Origin of the sequence: Isoptericola sp. NPDC019693 (assembly GCF_044389085.1) — a bacterium.
Lineage (GTDB): Bacteria > Actinomycetota > Actinomycetes > Actinomycetales > Cellulomonadaceae > Isoptericola.
In genome coordinates this window covers 75493-91316 of the sequence record NZ_JBIRXP010000005.1, presented here as the reverse complement: position 1 = coordinate 91316, position 15824 = coordinate 75493, and the positions used below count along the sequence as shown (strand labels likewise).

Sequence of the window (15824 nt, the reverse complement as noted above, 5' to 3'; positions counted from 1 at the left end):
CCCGGCGGCGGACCATCATTGCAGATGCGAGCCGGGCCCGTGGCACCGTCCGGCGCGGGACGGCGACGCGCCGGGCCCCCTGCACCGGCCCGCGGGGGAGGGTCGGGGCTAGGATCTAGGCCCATGAGCAGCGGCGACGTCCTGCGAGCCGGGTCCGACGGGCCGGCCGAGGACGCGACCGCCACCGTCCTCCTCGTCGAGGACGACGACGGGGACGCGCTGCTCGTCACCGAGCTGCTCGAGGACGCCGAGGTCACGGTCGTGCTGCGGCGCGCCCGGTCCGTGGCGGAGGCGGTGGACGCCCTGTCGATCCCCGGGGGCTCGCCGGGGATCGACTGCGTGCTGCTCGACCTCGGGCTGCCCGACGCCGTGGGGCTGACCGCCGTGTCGCGGCTGCGCGAGATCGCCGAGCGCGTGCACGACGTCCCCGCCCTCGTGGTGCTCACGGGCCTGACCGGCGGCGACCAGGGGGTGCAGGCGGTGGCCGCGGGGGCGGACGACTACCTCGTCAAGGGCGAGACGGACTCCGGCCTGCTCGGCCGCTCGCTGCGCTACGCGCTCCAGCGGCGCAGGTCCGCGGCCCAGCAGCGAGCGCTGTACCGCAGCGCGGTGCGGGCCGAGGAGACTGCGCGGCTCGAGCGCGCCCTGCTGCCCAAGCCCCTGGTCGGCGACGAGCGCGTCTCGGTGATGGTCGGCTACCTGCCGGGCGGCGGCGGCCTGCTCGGGGGCGACTTCTTCGACACCGTCGAGCGGCCCGACGGCTCCGTGCTGTCCGTCGTGGGCGACGTCGCCGGCCACGGCCCCGACGAGGCGGCGCTCGGTGCGACCCTCCGCACCGCCTGGCGCACCCTCGTCCTCACGGGGACGCCGCCGGAGCGCATCCTCGAGCACCTGGAGCGCGTGCTGCTGACGGAGCGCGCGCGGCCGGAGGTCTTCGTCACCCTGTGCCAGGTGGTGGTCGACCCGGACCGCACGCGCGTCGACCTCTACCTCGCCGGTCACCTGCCCCCGCTGCTCATCACCGGGCCGGTGGGCGACCTGCGCTGCGAGCAGCTGCCGCCCACCGGCCGGGGGCGGGCACTGGGCGTCCCCGTCGACGGCGGGTGGCAGCCGCGGCGCATCGACCTCGAGGGCCCCTTCGCGCTCATGCTCTACACCGACGGGCTGGTGGAGGCCGAGGTGCGCGGGGTCCCGCCCGTCGTCGGGCCGGGGGCGGACCCCGCGCTCGACGGGCTGGGCCGGGACGCCCTCGGCCTCGTCGCCCTGCACGGGGAGCGGCCCGCACGGGTGGGGCCGCTGCGACGCCGGGTGCCGCGCCTCGGGCAGTCCGGGCTGCACGACCTCGTCCGCGAGGACCTGGAGCGGCACGGGATCGTCGGCGTGGTCGAGCGGGTGCTGCGCCGCGTGCGCGCGCTGCACGGGGGCCCGCTCACCGACGACGCGGCGCTGCTCGTCGTCGGGTGGACGGGGCACGACACCCCGTACCTGGGCGAGCGGTCCTCGACGCTCGCGGACTCGGCCGAGTGGGCGCGCCCATGAGACGCGAACGTCCGCTGCACGACGTCGTCCTGCGCCTGCTGCAGATCGTCGGCGCGGTGCTGCTCCTGGCGCTGGGCGTCGCGCTGGTCGCGGTCCAGCGGTCGCTGGTGCTGCTGCGGGTGGACGCGGGCGACGAGGCCATGGACGCGGCCCACGGGTGGAACCTCACGCTGCTGGTCGTGGTGATCGTGCTCGTCCTGCTCGTGGTGGGCATGGGCCTGTTCATGTGGCGCGCCCTGCAGCGCGGCGTCACCAGGCCGCTGGCGCGCCTCGCCGACTCGGTGCGCGCCGCCAGCACGGGGGAGCACGAGCACGAGATCCGGGTCGAGGGCACGGGCGAGGTCGCGGCGCTCGCGGCCGACGTCGAGCACATGCGTCGCGAGCTGGTGCAGCAGGTCGCGGAGGTCCGCGCGTCGCACGCCGAGACCGAGCGCACCCGTGCCCGGCTGGCCGAGCAGGCGCGGGAGCTGGCCCGGTCCAACCAGGAGCTGGAGCGCTCGAACCGCGACCTCGAGCAGTTCGCGTACGTCGCCTCGCACGACCTGCAGGAGCCGCTGCGCAAGGTGGCGAGCTTCACGCAGCTGCTCCAGAAGCGCTACGGCGACCAGCTGGACGAGCGGGCCGACCAGTACATCGCCTTCGCCGTCGACGGCGCCCGGCGGATGCAGCGGCTCATCCAGGACCTGCTGAGCTTCTCGCGGGTCGGCCGTTCGGGCAGCGAGCCCGAGGACGTCGACCTCGAGCGGGCGCTCGAGCAGGTGCGGCACGACCAGGAGGGTCGGATCGTCGAGGCGGGGGCGGAGATCACGCACGACCCGCTGCCGGTGGTGCGCGGCGAGAGAGCGCTGCTGACCATGCTGCTGGCGAACCTCGTGGGCAACGCGGTGAAGTTCCGCGACCCCGCCCGCCCCCCGCGCGTGCACCTGTCGGCGCGCCGGGTCGGCGGCCCGGAGCCCGGGTGGGAGCTGTCCTGCACCGACAACGGGATCGGCATCGACCCGCAGTACGCCGAGCGCGTCTTCGTCATCTTCCAGCGGCTCCACCCCAAGGACGTCTACTCCGGCACGGGCATCGGCCTCGCGCTGGTCAAGCGGGTCGTCGAGCATCACGGCGGACGGGTCTGGCTCGAGCCCGCCCCGACCGGCGGGACGTCGGTGCGCTGGACCCTGCCGGACCGTGACGAGGCGTCCGACGGCATCGTCGGCTAGGCTCGGTGCACGTCGCTGACCTGCGACGATGCTGCAGGAGGCCTGTGGCGAGCATGGCAGGGTGCGCCCGGACCGGGCGTGGGACCACGGGGGAGCGGGCATGACGGACCAGCAGGCGGGTATCGAGGTCCTTCTCGTCGAGGACGACCCGGGTGACGTGCTCATGACGCGCGAGGCGTTCGACGAGCACAAGGTCGCCAACCGGCTGTCGGTCGTGGCGGACGGCGTGAGCGCGATGGCCTTCCTGCGCAAGGAGGGCGAGCACGCCGAGGCGCCGACGCCCGACCTCATCCTGCTCGACCTCAACCTGCCGCGCATGGACGGCCGCGAGGTGCTCGCGGCGGTCAAGGCCGACGAGCGGCTCAAGCACATCCCGGTGGTCGTGCTCACCACCTCCGAGGCCGAGGAGGACGTGCTGCGCTCCTACTCGCTGCACGCGAACGCCTACGTGACCAAGCCCGTGGACTTCGACCGGTTCATCCAGGTGGTCCGCCAGATCGACGACTTCTTCGTCACCGTGGTGCGACTGCCGCACCGCTGAGCCGGGCTGCTTCGCTCCGTCGTGGCCCCGGGAAGGATCCGGGGCGCGGCACGGTTGTCACTCGTGCGGGCGCGAGCCCGTCGGCACGAGCCGGAGAACCGAGGAGGAAGACCCTTGCTGGACCCGCAGAGCATCTACGAGGTCGACGAGGCCGCCGTCGAGCGCGTCCTGCCCCACCAGGGGCCAGACGCGCCGTCGACCGGCACCGGGCCCGTGCTGCTGCACGCCCTCGACGGGTTCGTGGACGCGGGGTCCGCGGGGGAGGTCGCCGTCGAGCACGTCACCGAGGAGCTCACCACCACCCGGCTGGTGACCTTCGACGTCGACCAGCTCCTCGACTACCGCTCGAAGCGGGTCGGGATGACGTTCGACGCCGACCGGTGGTCCTCCTACGACGAGCCCTACCTCGCGATCGACCACGTCGCCGACCGCGAGGGCACCGGCTTCCTGCTGCTCCACGGCTCGGAGCCCGACCTGCAGTGGGAGCGGGTCGTGGCGGCCGTCAAGGGCCTGGTCGAACGCTTCGACGTCTCCCTCACCGTCGGCTTCCACGGGATCCCCATGGGCGTGCCCCACACGCGGCCGCTGTCGCTCACGGCGCACGGCACCCGCCCCGGCCTGGTCGAGGACTACACGTCGTTCTTCGGCACGGTGCGCGTCCCCGGCTCGCTCGCCGCGCTCCTGGAGTACCGGCTCGGTGAGGCGGGGCACGACGCGATCGGCTTCACGGTGCACGTGCCCCACTACCTCGCGCAGTCCCGCTACGCGCCGGCCGCGGTCGTCGCGCTGCGGCACGTCGAGCGCGCCACGGGGCTGGACCTCGCGACCGGCATGCTCGCGGAGGCCGCCGCCGACGCGACCATCGAGGTGGAGAAGCAGGTGGGGGAGTCGAGCGAGGTGAAGGCGGTCGTCAAGGCGCTCGAGGAGCAGTACGACGCGTTCACCAGGTCGGTCGGGCGTCCGAGCCTCCTGGCCGAGCAGGCGCCCCTGCCCACCGCCGACGAGCTCGGCGCGGAGTTCGAGCGGTTCCTGGCCCAGCAGGACGACGACTGACGGCGCGGTCGCGCCCGTCCCGCGGCGTCCGGGCCCCGTCCGGAAACAGCCGATGCGCGCCTTCCGCGGCATATCCGTGGCACGGCAGTGTGGTCCGTGCCACACTGACCGCGTTGCAGAGGCGCTCCTTCGCACGAACCGGCGACGGCGCCCCGCAGCGACGGGTGGCCGCCCGGCCCGCCCGTGCCGTTGTGACGGAAGGTCGAAGGATCAGCATGGCGCAAGGTTCTGTGAAGTGGTTCAACTCGGAGAAGGGCTACGGCTTCATCGCGCAGGACGACGGCGGGGCCGACGTCTTCGTGCACTACTCCGCGATCCAGACGCAGGGATACCGCACCCTCGACGAGGCCCAGCGGGTCGAGTTCGAGATCACCCAGGGCCCCAAGGGTCCGCAGGCGGAGCAGGTCGTGCCGCTCTGAGCCCACGGCTCGCCTGACGACGGCCGCGTCCCCCACGGGGGCGCGGCCGTCGTCGTGCCAGGGGCGTCCCGAGCCGCTCGGGCGGGTCACGTCCCGGCGAACCTCACCAGCTCGTCCCCGACGAGGAGGCGCGCGGGGACGGGCAGGGTGCGCAGCCGGCGGGCGAGGCCGGCGTCGTGCAGGTCGAGCCCGCCCGCGCGGCGGTCGCCCGAGGGCTCCGGGTCGTGGCCGACGTCGGCGCGGCCCTCGGCAGGCGCCTTCCGGCCGGCGTCGTGCATGGCGTCGGGCGCGTCGTCGTGCAGGGCGTCGTCCCGGGCGTCGACCTCCGGTGGGGTGGCCGGCCCGTCGGGCGCGGCCCGCACGGCGACGAGCACCACGTTGCCGTAGCGGCGGCCCTTGAGGACGGCGTGCTCGGCGATCACCCCGAGCCGGCCGTCCGCGGCCGCCTCCGGCCCGAACGCGGCCGCGAGCGTCGCGGTCTCCCGCCGGGCCAGGGACAGCGGCGGCCGGTCCGCGCAGTTGGCGAGCAGCACGCCGCCCGGCCGCAGCACCCGGTGCGCGGCCGCCGCGAATGCGGCGTCGGCCAGGTGGTCGGGCGTGCGGTCGCCGGCGAAGACGTCGCGCACGACGACGTCGAACGAGCCGGGGGCCAGCGACGCGAGGGCGTGGCCGGCGTCGTCGGCCCGCAGCCGTAGCCGCGGCGACCGCGGCAGCGCGAACCACGTCCGGACGAGCTCCAGGAGGCGGGCGTCGACGTCGACGCCGAGCTGGCGCGAGTCGGGACGCTCGTGCTCCACGTGCCGGGCCAGCGCGCACCCCGCCGCCCCGAGGTGCAGCACGCGCAGCGGGCCGTCGGGCAGCCCCGCCAGCACGGCGGCCATCTGCTGCATGTACTCGAACGCGAGGAACCCGGGGTCGGCGAGGTCGAGCGCGGAGCTCGGCACGCCGTTGACGTGCAGGGTCACGCGGTCGGGGTGGTCCGGGTCGCGATCGACGCGCGCCGTGCCCGTGTCGATCGGCACCTCCTCGTCCGGGAGTGTCGGTGCGTCGGAGGATGCTGGGGTGCGTCGACCGGACCGGCGCTCGGGGCGCGATCCGCCTCGGGAGGAGCGGGACATGCGACCAGTGTCCCCGTTCCGGCGGGAGCGGCGTGACGGCGGCGGTTGACAGGTTCGAACAGGTGTTCGACACTGGACGGGCGCGGGGGACCGCGGAGCACGGGAGGTGCAGGATGTCGGCTCGCACGAGATCTGCCGGAGCGTCGGGTGGTCGTGGCCAGGTCGGCCGTGCCGGTCACGCCGGGCACGCCGCCACGGGCCCGGCGCTGCCCCCGAGCCCGGAGGTGACCCGGCTGCTGGACAGGTCCGACGCGGAGCTCGCGGCGGCCTCGACCTCGACGGACCCCGCGGAGCGTTTCGTGCACGCCCACCTGGCGGCGCTGCGTGCGGCCGCCGCCGTCGTCGCGCTGCGTGGCCGCCCGTCGGCACGGACGCGGGCCCGCTCGGTCTGGGACATGCTGGCGCTCGTGGAGCCCGACCTTGCGGCATGGTCGGGATACTTCGCGTCCGGCGCCCGCGTCCGGGCGGCGGTCGAGGCAGGGCTGGAGCCCGACGTCGACGCCCGCCGGGCGGCCGAGCTCGTGGCGTGCGCGGAGGACTTCCGGGACGAGGTCGGCCTCCTGGTGGATCCGCGGGCCGGGTTCGCGCGACCGCTCGCCGTCGCGCCGGCGGCGTCGTGAGCCGGGGGCCTCGCTCGGCCGAGGCCTTCCGTGACTGGGGCGCCGACGAGTCCGGCACGTCGGTGCTGCACGTCGACATGGACGCCTTCTTCGCGTCGTGCGAGCTGGCCCGCCGCCCCGAGCTGCGGGGCCGCCCGGTGATCGTCGGCGGGAGGGAGCGGGGCGTCGTGCTCGCGGCGACGTACGAGGCCCGCGCCTTCGGCGTGCGCTCCGCGATGTCGATGGCCGCCGGCCTGCGCCTGTGCCCGCAGGCCGTGGTGGTACGGCCGGACCATGGGCTCTACCACGAGGTGTCCGAGTCGGTCATGGCCATCCTGGCGACGATCACGCCGCTGGTGGAGCGCATCTCCGTGGACGAGGCCTTCCTCGACGTCAGCGGGGCCCGGCGGCGGCTCGGCGCGCCGACGGTGATCGGGGCCCGGCTGCGCGAGCAGGTCCGGGCCGAGCACGGGATCACGTGCTCCGTCGGCATCGCGCGGAACAAGTTCGTGGCCAAGCTGGCCTCCACCCACGCGAAGCCGGACGGGATGATGCTCGTGCCGGCCGACGCGACCGTGCCGTTCCTGCGGACGCTTCCCGTCGGGGCGCTCTGGGGCGTCGGCGAGAAGACGGAGGCCGCCCTGGCGCGCTGGGGCATCACGACCGTGGCACAGCTCGCGGACACCGACGTGCCGACGCTGCAGGCGGCGGTCGGCTCGGTCTCCGGCGCCCACCTGCACGACCTCGCGTGGGGCCGGGACCCGCGGCCCGTCGTCCCGGGGCACGAGGAGCGCAGCGTCGGCGCCGAGACGACGTTCGAGCGCGACCTGTGGGACCTGGGCGCGGTCGAGCAGCGGGTCCTGGAGCTGGCGGACCGCGTCGCGGCCCGGCTCCGGCACCAGGGCGTCGTCGCGCGCACGGTGTCGATCAAGGTCCGCACGAGCGACTTCCGGACCCTGACCCGGTCCCGCACGCTCGACGGGCCCACCGATGTGGCGCGTGCCATCTTTCTCGTCGCACGCGACCTGCTGGGCGCGGCGGACCTGCGAGGGCTCCCCGTCCGGCTGGTCGGCGTCCGCGGCGAGAACCTGCAGGTCAGGTCCGGTCTGGCCGAGCAGGTGACGCTCGACGAGGCCGTCGATCCGCGCCAGGAGGCCCGTCGCGAGGCCGAGCTCGCGCTGGACGCGGTGCGTGAACGGTTCGGCCGATCGGCGATCACCCTCGGCGCGGCATCCGCCCGGCGCCGAGGTTCACCCCCGCCGACTACCGTGCCGGGCGGCGCGGGCATATCCTGAGGGCGTTACCGTTCCACCTCGATCCCCGGGGGGACTCGATGCCACTGTCCGAGTACGAGCAGCGAGTGCTGGAGCAGATGGAGCGCGCGCTGAGCAGCGACGATCCCCGTCTGGCCAACACCCTGCAGCAGGCGCGCCGCCGGTCGCCCCTGCGGTATGTCCTGGCCGGCGTCGGAGTTGTCGCCGGGCTGCTGCTGCTCGTGGTCGGTGCTGCGACGTCGCAGGCCTGGGTCGGCGTCGTCGGCTTCGTCCTGATGTTCGCCGGCGTCGCCTTCGCGTTCGCGGCACCGCGGCGCTCCGGGCCCACCGGCGTGGTCCGTCCCGACGGCACCGTCGACCCGGCCACCAACCCCGACCGTGCGCGACCGGGTCGTGCCGCGCCGCGGCCGGCCCCGGCGGCGAAGAAGGAGGGCTTCCTGGCCCGCCTCGAGGAACGCTGGGAGCGCCGACGCGACCAGGGGCGCTGATCGTCACGGGGTCATCCCCGTCGTGACGTCCGTGCCCGCGCGGTTCTCGAGCCCGCCCGTCCGTCAAGGACCGGGCGGGCTCGTCGTCTCGCCCGGCGGTCGCTGAGACCGCCGCGGGCGCGCGGTCACCCCCGCCTGTTCAGCGGTGCTCGACCCGCGCGGCGTCGCTCGGGCCCGTCGACACCGGGCCTGTCGTCACCGCGCCCGTCGTCACCGCGCCCGTCGTCACCGGGCCGACAGCGTCTCGTCGAGCCCTGTGGTCACGGCCGCCGTGAGCCGTTCGAGCTCGTCGGCCTCGGGCGGCTCGGGCTCGCGCGCGTACCGGCTCGCCTCGGCCGCGCGCGCGAGGGCGACCAGGTCGTGTCGGACCTCGGGGGCGAGCTCGCGACCCGAGCGCGCGCTCACCGCCGACGCGATGGCGTCGGGAGCGCGCCGCAGCGTGGTGGCCGGCGGCAGCCGGACCCCCTCGGCGGCGAGGGAGGCGAGCACCTGCTGCCAGGCGAGCTCGGGATCGAGCTCCTCGGACTCGCGCCGCCGTCGGGCGAGCATCAGCACCAGGCCGCCCACCAGGACCACGACGAGGCTGCCCGCGGTGATCCACACCCACGCGGGGAGGCCGGTGTCGACGACCGGTGTGACGGACACCGCGGTGGAGGCCGACGGGGTGGCTTCGTCGTCGGTCGCGTCGCTCCCGGCGGTGGGTCGGCGCTCGCGGAGGTCGTCGGCCGTGGGAACCGCCGTCGGATCGCCCTGCACCCGCGGCATCGTGTACGCGGGCGGGCTCCCGGTCTGCTGCGCGGGGGTCGGCTCGAAGCGCACCCACCCGGTGCCCCGGAAGTAGATCTCGGGCCAGGCGTGCGAGTCCTGCCCGGTGATCTCCCAGGAGGTCTCGCCCGCGCGGTCGCCGGGCAGGTACCCGACCGCGAGCCGCGCGGGGATGCCGAGGGACCTGGCCATCACCACCATGGTCGTCGCGAACTGGATGCAGTAGCCGGTGCGGTGCTGCAGGAAGTCCCAGACCGGGTCGCCGGTGCCCCCGCGGGGGATCGTCGTGGAGTAGGTGAAGCGCGTGGGGTCGCGGAGCCAGCGCTGGAGCGCGACCGCCTGGTCGTACACGGTGTCGGCGTCGCCCACGGCCTCCCGTGCGGCGGCCTCGACGTCCCCGGCGTGGGCGGTGTCCGGCACCTCGGTGTACACCGGGTCGAGGTCCGCGGCCGGCGCCTCCCGGAGGGTGGCGGGCTCGAGGTCCCGTTCGTGCACGGTCAGGGTGTAGGCGTCGCCCGCGCTCGTGAGGCCACCGACGACCTCGTCCCGGACGGGGTCGTAGCCCCACGCCCCGTCGTCCGCGGCGACCTGGCGCGGGTCGATGCTGATGGGCAGCTTGTCGTCGCGCAGCTCGCCGACGTCGAGGGCCACCCGGCGGACCGCGAGCTCGCCCGACGGCGGGTCGTCCGGCCACAGCACGTCGCGGTCGGCGAACTCCCGGCCGCCGCGCTCCTCGCCGCGCTGCCACCGGCGCCCGTCGAAGGCGGTGGCGGTGTAGCTGCGCAGCGGGCCCACGTCGGCGTCGGAGCCGGTGTCGTAGGTCAGGACGACGGAGCTGGACCGCTCGGTCAGGCTCCGCAGGATGTCGAGGTCCTCGGCGAGGCGGATGGTGTCGCCGGTCGTGGTGAAGGTCCGGTACCAGCCGGCGGGCCCGCCGGGGAGCGCGGCGGAGGCGGTCCCGACCAGCCCGGCGGCGACGGCGAGCACGACGGCCCCGGCGGTGGTCGCGACGGCGCGGGACCGTTCGGCGCGCCGCACGGGGGCGGGCGTGCGCTCGGCCCGCCGGCTGCGTGCCACGAGCGGCCCGTCCAGGGTGAGCAGGAGCAGCAGCGCGGTGACGGTGACGACGAAGACGCCCCACGGCACCCGCCCCGTGAGCACGAGCGGAGGGGCCCACAGCGCGAGCAGGGGCAGCCCGACCGCGGCCGGACGGCGCAGGGCCCCCGCGAGCGCGTCGGCGAGCAGCAGCACCAGCAGCGTGCCGCCCACGGTGAGGAGGCCCATCGGGACGCTGCCGGTCACGGGTGCGACCTCGGACCGGGCGATCTCGCCGGCCTCGCCCAGGCGGGCCACGACCCGCGACACGTGCTCCGGGGTGACGACGAAGGTCGGGTCGGCGGTGGGCCCGCCGTACCGGGCGACGACGAACCAGGCGGCGACGACGGCGCCCAGCACGCTGGGCCACGCGGAGCCGGACTCCTTGGTGCGCAGCCCCCGGGCGCGGGCCCGTCGCTCGACCACCACGCGAGAGGTGACCGTCGTCGCGCTGACGAGGAGGATGCCCAGGAGGCCGGCGCGCGTCCACCCTCCGGGCAGCACGATGCTCGTGAGGGAGAGCATCGACGCCGCGACCGCCACGGCCACCAGGACCCCAGAGGCGACGGTGCGGGCCGTCGGACCTGCGTGGGCGGGGATCATGCGGCTCCCTCCGCCAGGAGCGCCCAGGCGTGGTCGGGCGCCGTGCCGGGGCGGCAGGTCGCCACGCGCCAGCCCGCGGCGCGCAGGGCGGCGACCGTGTCGCCTCCCGGCGTCGGGCCGGTGCCGGGGGCGTCGGCAGGGGCGACGACGAGCGCCCAGCAGGTGCCCTCGACGCCGAGCTCGGCCATCTCGCGCAGCGCCGTCTCCGGCTGGGGGCCGAGCACTGCGACGACGATCTCCTCCTGCGAGCGCGAGGCGCGCAGGGCGCGGACCGTCTGCAGGAGGGCGCGCTCGGCGTCGGCGCCCCCGCGGTGGCCGCGCAGGTCGACCGTCCGGTCCAGGACGGTCGCGCGGCCGGTCCGTGCCCCCGAGGCGAAGGGCACGGGAGCGGGGCCGGACCCGGACGGCACGAGGCGCGCGGGGTGGCCCGCGTCGAGGAACGAGGTGGCGACCGACGCCGCGAGCTCCACGGCGAGCTCGCCCTCGGCGTGCGTGCGCGTGCCCCGGGTGGACGGCCAGACGCCCGTGCGCGGGTCGACGGGCGGCGGGAGCAGCGACCGGTCGAACAGCACGGTCACCGGGCGCACGCCGGCGCTCTCGTCCGCCCGGACCATGAGCCGGCCCTGGCGCGCCGAGCCCGCCCAGTGCACCCGCCGAGGGTCGTCGCCGGAGACGTACTCGCGCAGGACGGAGTCGTCCGTGGACGCGAGCCGTGCTCCCGTGGCCGCGCGCTCGACGTCGCCGAGGACCCGCGTGCGCGTGGGCAGGCCGACCGTGCGCGGCCACACGGCGACGCGGGTCGCGGCGCCGAGCGGCTGGGTCGTGCGGACCAGCCCGAAGACGTCGGTGCGCGTGGTGAGCAGCGGACCGAGGGCCCACCGGCCACGGCGCGACGGGGTGAGCGCGTAGGACACCGCGATGCGGTCGGCGTGCGCGGTCACCCGGGCGCGGATCCCGTGCGGCCCGGCCAGCTCGTGCGCCGCCTGCTCGGAGAGCCGCAGCCGGGCCAGCCGTTCGTAGGCCGCGCCGGTCCGTGCCCGGGCGCCGACGACCAGGCGCACCGCGGCGGTCTGGTCGCGCACCACGGGGTTGGGCGTGAGCTCGCGCGTCACGACGAGGGCGCCGCGTCCGGCGTCGAGGCGCTGCATCCCCATGAGCGCCCACGCGAGGAGGACCGCGAGCACGGCGGCGGCGCCGAGCCCCACGACGTCGGGCAGATCGAGCAGCACGCCCGCGGTGGCGAGCACCAGGCCCGCGACGAGCAGGGCGAGACCGCGGCGGGTGGGGCGCACGCGCACGAGCCGCCGCAGCGCGGGGTGCCGGTTCTCCGCGGTGTCGCGCCCGGTCCCGCGCTCGGTCCCGCGCTCGGTGGCGGCAGGGACCGGGCCGGGCGCGTCGTCGCCGGACATCGCCGGCCTACCGGCCGCGTTCGTGGGCGGGCCGCGCGAACGATCCGGCGGGCGGGGCGACGGCCGCCCGCCCAGCCGGAACGGCCGTGCGCTGGACGATCTCGGAGACCACGGCCTCGGGCGCCACGCCGCCGAGCCGCGCCTCCGTGCTGAGGATCAGCCGGTGGGCCAGGACCGGGACGGCGAGGGACTGCACGTCGTCGGGCAGCACGTGCTCGCGCCCCGCCATGGCGGCCGCGGCCTTGGCGGCACGCAGCAGCTGGAGCGAGGCCCGCGGCGACGCGCCGAGCCGGACCCCCTCGTGCTGTCGTGTCGCACCCACGAGGTCGAGCACGTACTGCTTGACGGGGCCCGCCGCGAACACGGCGCGCACCGCCTGGGCGTACCGCACCATGTCGGCGCCCGTGGTGACGGGGGACAGGTGGGCCAGGGGGTCGGCGGACTCCTGCCGGTCGAGCATCTGCAGCTCGGCCTCGGTGTCCGGGTACCCGACCGTGAGACGTGCCATGAACCGGTCGCGCTGCGCCTCGGGCAGCGGGTAGGTGCCCTCCATCTCCACCGGGTTCTGCGTCGCGACGACGAGGAAGGGCCGCGGCAGCGTGTGGGTGGTGCCGTCGATCGTCGTCTGGCCCTCCTCCATGCACTCGAGGAGCGCCGACTGCGTCTTCGGCGAGGCGCGGTTGATCTCGTCCCCGATCACGACGTTGTTGAACACGGGGCCGGGCCGGAACTCGAAGTCGTGCGTGGCCGTGCGGAAGATGTTGACGCCGGTGAGGTCGCTGGGGAGCAGGTCCGGCGTGAACTGGATGCGGCCGACGCGACAGTCGATGCTCCGCGCGAGGGCCTTCGCCAGCGTCGTCTTGCCCACCCCGGGGACGTCCTCGATCAGCAGGTGCCCCTCGGCGAGCAGGACGGCGACGGTCACGTCGGCGAGCCCCGGGCGCCCCGAGACCACGGACTCGATCGCGTCCCGGACCCTGCCGGTGGCGGTGACGAGCTCGTCGAGGTCCCGTGCCAGCGCGTCGGTGCCGGTGGCGGGGCCGGCGGAGGGGTCGGCTCCGTCCCTGCGTTCCTCCGTCTCCGTGCGCGCGCCGGACAGCGTGGGGGAGACGGGTTCTGGGTGCACGGGTGACCTCCGGTTCACGTGCTCGTGACGTTCTCGCAGCCTAGTGGAACCCGGCCCGGACGTGACGACGATCACCCGCTCCACATCGCTCCACGCCGCGCCCCGCGGGTGCCGCTGCACGCCGCGAGGGCCTCTCGGCCCCGCGTGCGGGCCTCCTGCGACACGCGCGTGCCGGCTTTCCCTCCACCGTCCTCCACCCGGTGTCGGGCCCGGTCCCGATGCCCTGACCTGCGGCGATGTGGGGGGACTGTGTGAGGAGCGGGTGAGATGGGGAGTGGTGCCCATCGTTGGCCGCGCCCGGTGGAGGAAAGTGGAGTAGTTTGGAGGCCGCGGGAGCGCGAGGGGAGGTGCGAGCCGTGGCAGGTCTGGAGGACACGTTTCCGGGGTCCGGGCTGCTGCTCGGCACCTACACCCCCAAGCTCGACGAGAAGGGCCGGCTCATCCTCCCCGCGAAGTTCCGTGCCCGACTCGCTCCCGGCCTCGTCATGACGAGGGGACAGGAGCGCTGCCTCTTCCTCCTCCCGATGGACGAGTTCGGCCGTATGTACGAGCAGGTGCGGCAGGCCCCCGTGACCAGCCGGCAGGCGCGCGACTACCTGCGCGTGTTCCTGTCGGGTGCCAGCGACGAGCTGCCGGACAAGCAGGGGCGGGTGGTCGTCCCGGCCGCCCTGCGCGCGTACGCCGGCCTCGACCGGGACGTCGCCGTGATCGGCGCCGGCACCCGCGTGGAGGTCTGGGACCGGACCACCTGGGAGACCTACCTGGCCGAGCAGGAGTCGTCGTACTCCGAGACGTCCGAGCAGATCTTCCCCGACCTGCAGTTCTGAACCACGCACCACCCACAACCGCACAGCAGCCCAGCAGCAACGGCCCCGCACGACGAGGCCTCCTCCCGCGAGGGTCTGGCGCACTTCCCCGGCGCCAGAACGGCGCGGAGGGAGACCTGGCCGGGCGGGGCCCCACCACCCCGGCACGAGACCACCAGCGAGAGGAGGACCACGATGAGCACACCGGACGACGCGCGACCCACGGGAGACCGCCACCTGCCCGTGCTGCTCCAGCGGTGCGTCGACCTCCTCGCCCCGGCGCTCGAGGCGCCCGGCAGCGTGCTGGTCGACTGCACGCTGGGCATGGGCGGCCACACGGAGGCGGTGCTCGAGCAGGTCCCGACCGCTCGGGTCGTCGGGATCGACCGGGACACCGAGGCGCTGCGCCTCGCCGGCGCCCGGCTCGAACGCTTCGGCGAGCGCTTCACGCCGGTGCACGCGGTGTACGACGAGATCGGTGACGTGGTCGCGGACCTCGGCCTGGCCGGCGTCCAGGGGGTCCTCATGGACCTCGGCGTGTCGTCGCTGCAGCTCGACGAGGCCGACCGCGGCTTCGCCTACGCCCAGGACGCCCCGCTCGACATGCGCATGGACCAGACGCGCGGCGCCACCGCCGCGGACGTCCTCAACTCCTACGACGAGCGTGCGCTCGCCCGGGTGCTGCGCGAGTACGGCGAGGAGCGGTTCGCGCCGCGCATCGCCCGCGCGATCGTGCGCCGTCGCGACGAACGGCCGTGGGAGCGCACCGGCGAGCTCGCCGACCTGGTGCGGGCGTCCATCCCCGCCGCGGCGCGGCGCACCGGCGGCAACCCGTCCAAGCGGACGTTCCAGGCGCTGCGGATCGAGGTGAACGGCGAGCTCGAGGTCCTCGAGCGCGCCGTGCCCGCCGCGATCGAGGCGCTGGCCGTCGGCGGGCGGATCGTCGTCGAGTCCTACCAGTCGCTGGAGGACCGGATCGTCAAGCGGGCCATCGCGCGCGGGACGACGTCGAGCGCGCCGGCCGGCCTGCCGGTCGAGCCGGAGACGCACAAGCCCTACCTCGAGGCCCTCACGCGGGGCGCCGAGGAGGCGGACGAGGCGGAGCTGGAGCGCAACCCCCGGGCCGCGTCCGTCCGCCTGCGGGCCGCCCGTCGCGTCCGCCCCACCCCCGACCACATGCGCCCCGCGACCGGTCGTCAGGCCACGCGTCCGCACACCGCCTCGCGCACCGCCCCGCACATCAAGGAGGACCGCCGATGAGCGCCCTGCGTGCCCCCGCCAGCCCCGGGACCCGCCGCCCCGCCGCGGCCCCCCGCCGCGCTCCGCTGACGTCGCTGCCCGGCGGCGCCGCCGATCGCGGTCGTCGGCTGGACGCGGTCCGTGCGCCCCTCCAGGCGACGTCGGGCGTCCCGTTCCTCGTCCTGTGCGCGGTCATCCTGGCCGCCGCGCTGCTCGCCGCCCTGCTCCTCAACACGTCGATGGCGCGCGGGTCGTACGAGGCGTCCCGGCTGCAGGCCGAGGTCGGTCAGGTGGCGCAGGACGTCCAGACGCAGCAGGAGCAGCTCCGGGCCGCGGAGGCGTCGCTGGCCGAGCGTGCCACGAAGCTCGGCATGGTCCCCGCCGAGGACCCGACGATGATCAGCGTCGAGAAGCGCGCGAAGGTCGGGATCGGCGACACGGAGACGCCGTGACGGGGCGGACGTCCGCCGGGCGCGGCTCGGGCTCGGGCCGCCCCGCGCCCGGGCGTGCGACACGCCCGGGCCCGGCGCGCACGACCCGGG

At 75.7% G+C, this 15824-nt stretch carries 15 protein-coding genes; 11 read left to right on the top strand and 4 right to left on the bottom strand.

Going from position 1 to position 15824, the window contains the following annotated elements; all coding sequences use genetic code 11:
• Positions 1–123: 123 nt before the first annotated feature.
• The 5 genes from ACH436_RS15565 to ACH436_RS15545 all read left to right on the top strand — a co-directional run bounded on the left by ACH436_RS15565 (position 124) and on the right by ACH436_RS15545 (position 4760).
• Positions 124–1539 (top strand): PP2C family protein-serine/threonine phosphatase, encoded by a 1416-nt coding sequence (locus ACH436_RS15565; protein ID WP_430561109.1) that lies wholly within the window; start codon positions 124–126, stop codon positions 1537–1539.
• Positions 1536–2747, top strand: a complete 1212-nt coding sequence (locus ACH436_RS15560) for an ATP-binding protein (protein WP_430561108.1) — start codon at positions 1536–1538, stop codon at positions 2745–2747. The genes ACH436_RS15565 and ACH436_RS15560 overlap by 4 nt, the downstream gene beginning before the upstream one ends.
• 100 nt (positions 2748–2847) lie before the next feature.
• Positions 2848–3288: a response regulator gene (locus ACH436_RS15555; RefSeq protein WP_430561107.1), complete on the top strand. Its 441-nt coding sequence runs from the start codon at positions 2848–2850 to the stop codon at positions 3286–3288.
• A gap of 114 nt (positions 3289–3402) precedes the next feature.
• Positions 3403–4341 (top strand): proteasome assembly chaperone family protein, encoded by a 939-nt coding sequence (locus ACH436_RS15550; RefSeq protein ID WP_430561106.1) that lies wholly within the window; start codon positions 3403–3405, stop codon positions 4339–4341.
• 215 nt (positions 4342–4556) lie between these two features.
• Complete coding sequence (locus ACH436_RS15545) at positions 4557–4760, top strand: cold-shock protein (protein ID WP_429728529.1); 204 nt, start codon at positions 4557–4559, stop codon at positions 4758–4760.
• 86 nt (positions 4761–4846) lie between these two features.
• Here the strand turns inward: ACH436_RS15545 and ACH436_RS15540 are convergent, their stop codons facing one another.
• A complete protein-coding gene (locus tag ACH436_RS15540; protein ID WP_430561105.1) occupies positions 4847–5782 on the bottom strand; it encodes a spermidine synthase in 936 nt (311 codons plus the stop codon).
• 209 nt (positions 5783–5991) lie between these two features.
• Between ACH436_RS15540 and ACH436_RS15535 the strand changes: the two genes are divergently transcribed.
• The 3 genes from ACH436_RS15535 to ACH436_RS15525 are packed head-to-tail and all read left to right on the top strand — an operon-like array spanning position 5992 to position 8239.
• The gene (locus ACH436_RS15535; RefSeq protein WP_430561104.1) at positions 5992–6498 is read left to right on the top strand and encodes an SAV_6107 family HEPN domain-containing protein; all 507 of its coding nucleotides are present in this window, start codon (positions 5992–5994) and stop codon (positions 6496–6498) included.
• On the top strand, positions 6495–7772 hold the full coding sequence (locus ACH436_RS15530) for a DNA polymerase IV (protein ID WP_430561103.1): 1278 nt from the start codon (positions 6495–6497) through the stop codon (positions 7770–7772). The genes ACH436_RS15535 and ACH436_RS15530 overlap by 4 nt, the downstream gene beginning before the upstream one ends.
• A 38-nt stretch (positions 7773–7810) precedes the next feature.
• On the top strand, positions 7811–8239 hold the full coding sequence (locus tag ACH436_RS15525; RefSeq protein WP_430561102.1) for a DUF3040 domain-containing protein: 429 nt from the start codon (positions 7811–7813) through the stop codon (positions 8237–8239).
• A 225-nt stretch (positions 8240–8464) separates the two neighbouring features.
• Here the strand turns inward: ACH436_RS15525 and ACH436_RS15520 are convergent, their stop codons facing one another.
• Genes ACH436_RS15520 through ACH436_RS15510 form a run of 3 tightly spaced genes read right to left on the bottom strand, consistent with a single transcriptional unit; the run spans position 8465 to position 13237 of the window.
• Positions 8465–10702, bottom strand: a complete 2238-nt coding sequence (locus ACH436_RS15520; protein WP_430561101.1) for a transglutaminaseTgpA domain-containing protein — start codon at positions 10700–10702, stop codon at positions 8465–8467.
• Complete coding sequence (locus ACH436_RS15515; protein WP_430561100.1) at positions 10699–12111, bottom strand: DUF58 domain-containing protein; 1413 nt, start codon at positions 12109–12111, stop codon at positions 10699–10701. Before ACH436_RS15515 ends, ACH436_RS15520 begins: the two co-directional genes overlap by 4 nt.
• A 7-nt stretch (positions 12112–12118) precedes the next feature.
• Positions 12119–13237 (bottom strand): AAA family ATPase, encoded by a 1119-nt coding sequence (locus ACH436_RS15510; protein WP_430561099.1) that lies wholly within the window; start codon positions 13235–13237, stop codon positions 12119–12121.
• A 392-nt stretch (positions 13238–13629) separates the two neighbouring features.
• On the opposite strand from ACH436_RS15510, the gene mraZ reads away from it, so the two are divergent.
• The 3 genes from mraZ (at position 13630) to ACH436_RS15495 (ending at position 15734) form a co-directional block, all read left to right on the top strand.
• Positions 13630–14064 carry a division/cell wall cluster transcriptional repressor MraZ gene (gene mraZ, locus ACH436_RS15505; protein WP_416345614.1) on the top strand — a complete coding sequence of 145 codons (435 nt, stop codon included), beginning with the start codon at positions 13630–13632 and terminating at the stop codon, positions 14062–14064.
• 174 nt (positions 14065–14238) lie between these two features.
• The gene (gene rsmH, locus ACH436_RS15500) at positions 14239–15303 is read left to right on the top strand and encodes a 16S rRNA (cytosine(1402)-N(4))-methyltransferase RsmH (RefSeq protein ID WP_430561098.1); all 1065 of its coding nucleotides are present in this window, start codon (positions 14239–14241) and stop codon (positions 15301–15303) included.
• On the top strand, positions 15300–15734 hold the full coding sequence (locus ACH436_RS15495; protein WP_430561097.1) for a hypothetical protein: 435 nt from the start codon (positions 15300–15302) through the stop codon (positions 15732–15734). The genes rsmH and ACH436_RS15495 overlap by 4 nt, the downstream gene beginning before the upstream one ends.
• Positions 15735–15824: the final 90 nt, after the last annotated feature.

Bases quoted from the DNA above. Each gene is read 5' to 3' on its own strand.
- ACH436_RS15565 (WP_430561109.1), top strand. From the start codon at position 124: ATGAGCAGCGGCGACGTCCTGCGAGCCGGGTCCGACGGGCCGGCCGAG.
- ACH436_RS15560 (WP_430561108.1), top strand. From the start codon at position 1,536: ATGAGACGCGAACGTCCGCTGCACGACGTCGTCCTGCGCCTGCTGCAG.
- ACH436_RS15555 (WP_430561107.1), top strand. From the start codon at position 2,848: ATGACGGACCAGCAGGCGGGTATCGAGGTCCTTCTCGTCGAGGACGAC.
- ACH436_RS15545 (WP_429728529.1), top strand. From the start codon at position 4,557: ATGGCGCAAGGTTCTGTGAAGTGGTTCAACTCGGAGAAGGGCTACGGC.
- ACH436_RS15535 (WP_430561104.1), top strand. From the start codon at position 5,992: ATGTCGGCTCGCACGAGATCTGCCGGAGCGTCGGGTGGTCGTGGCCAG.
- ACH436_RS15525 (WP_430561102.1), top strand. From the start codon at position 7,811: ATGCCACTGTCCGAGTACGAGCAGCGAGTGCTGGAGCAGATGGAGCGC.
- ACH436_RS15520 (WP_430561101.1), bottom strand. From the start codon at position 10,702: ATGATCCCCGCCCACGCAGGTCCGACGGCCCGCACCGTCGCCTCTGGG.
- ACH436_RS15515 (WP_430561100.1), bottom strand. From the start codon at position 12,111: ATGTCCGGCGACGACGCGCCCGGCCCGGTCCCTGCCGCCACCGAGCGC.
- rsmH (WP_430561098.1), top strand. From the start codon at position 14,239: ATGAGCACACCGGACGACGCGCGACCCACGGGAGACCGCCACCTGCCC.
- ACH436_RS15495 (WP_430561097.1), top strand. From the start codon at position 15,300: ATGAGCGCCCTGCGTGCCCCCGCCAGCCCCGGGACCCGCCGCCCCGCC.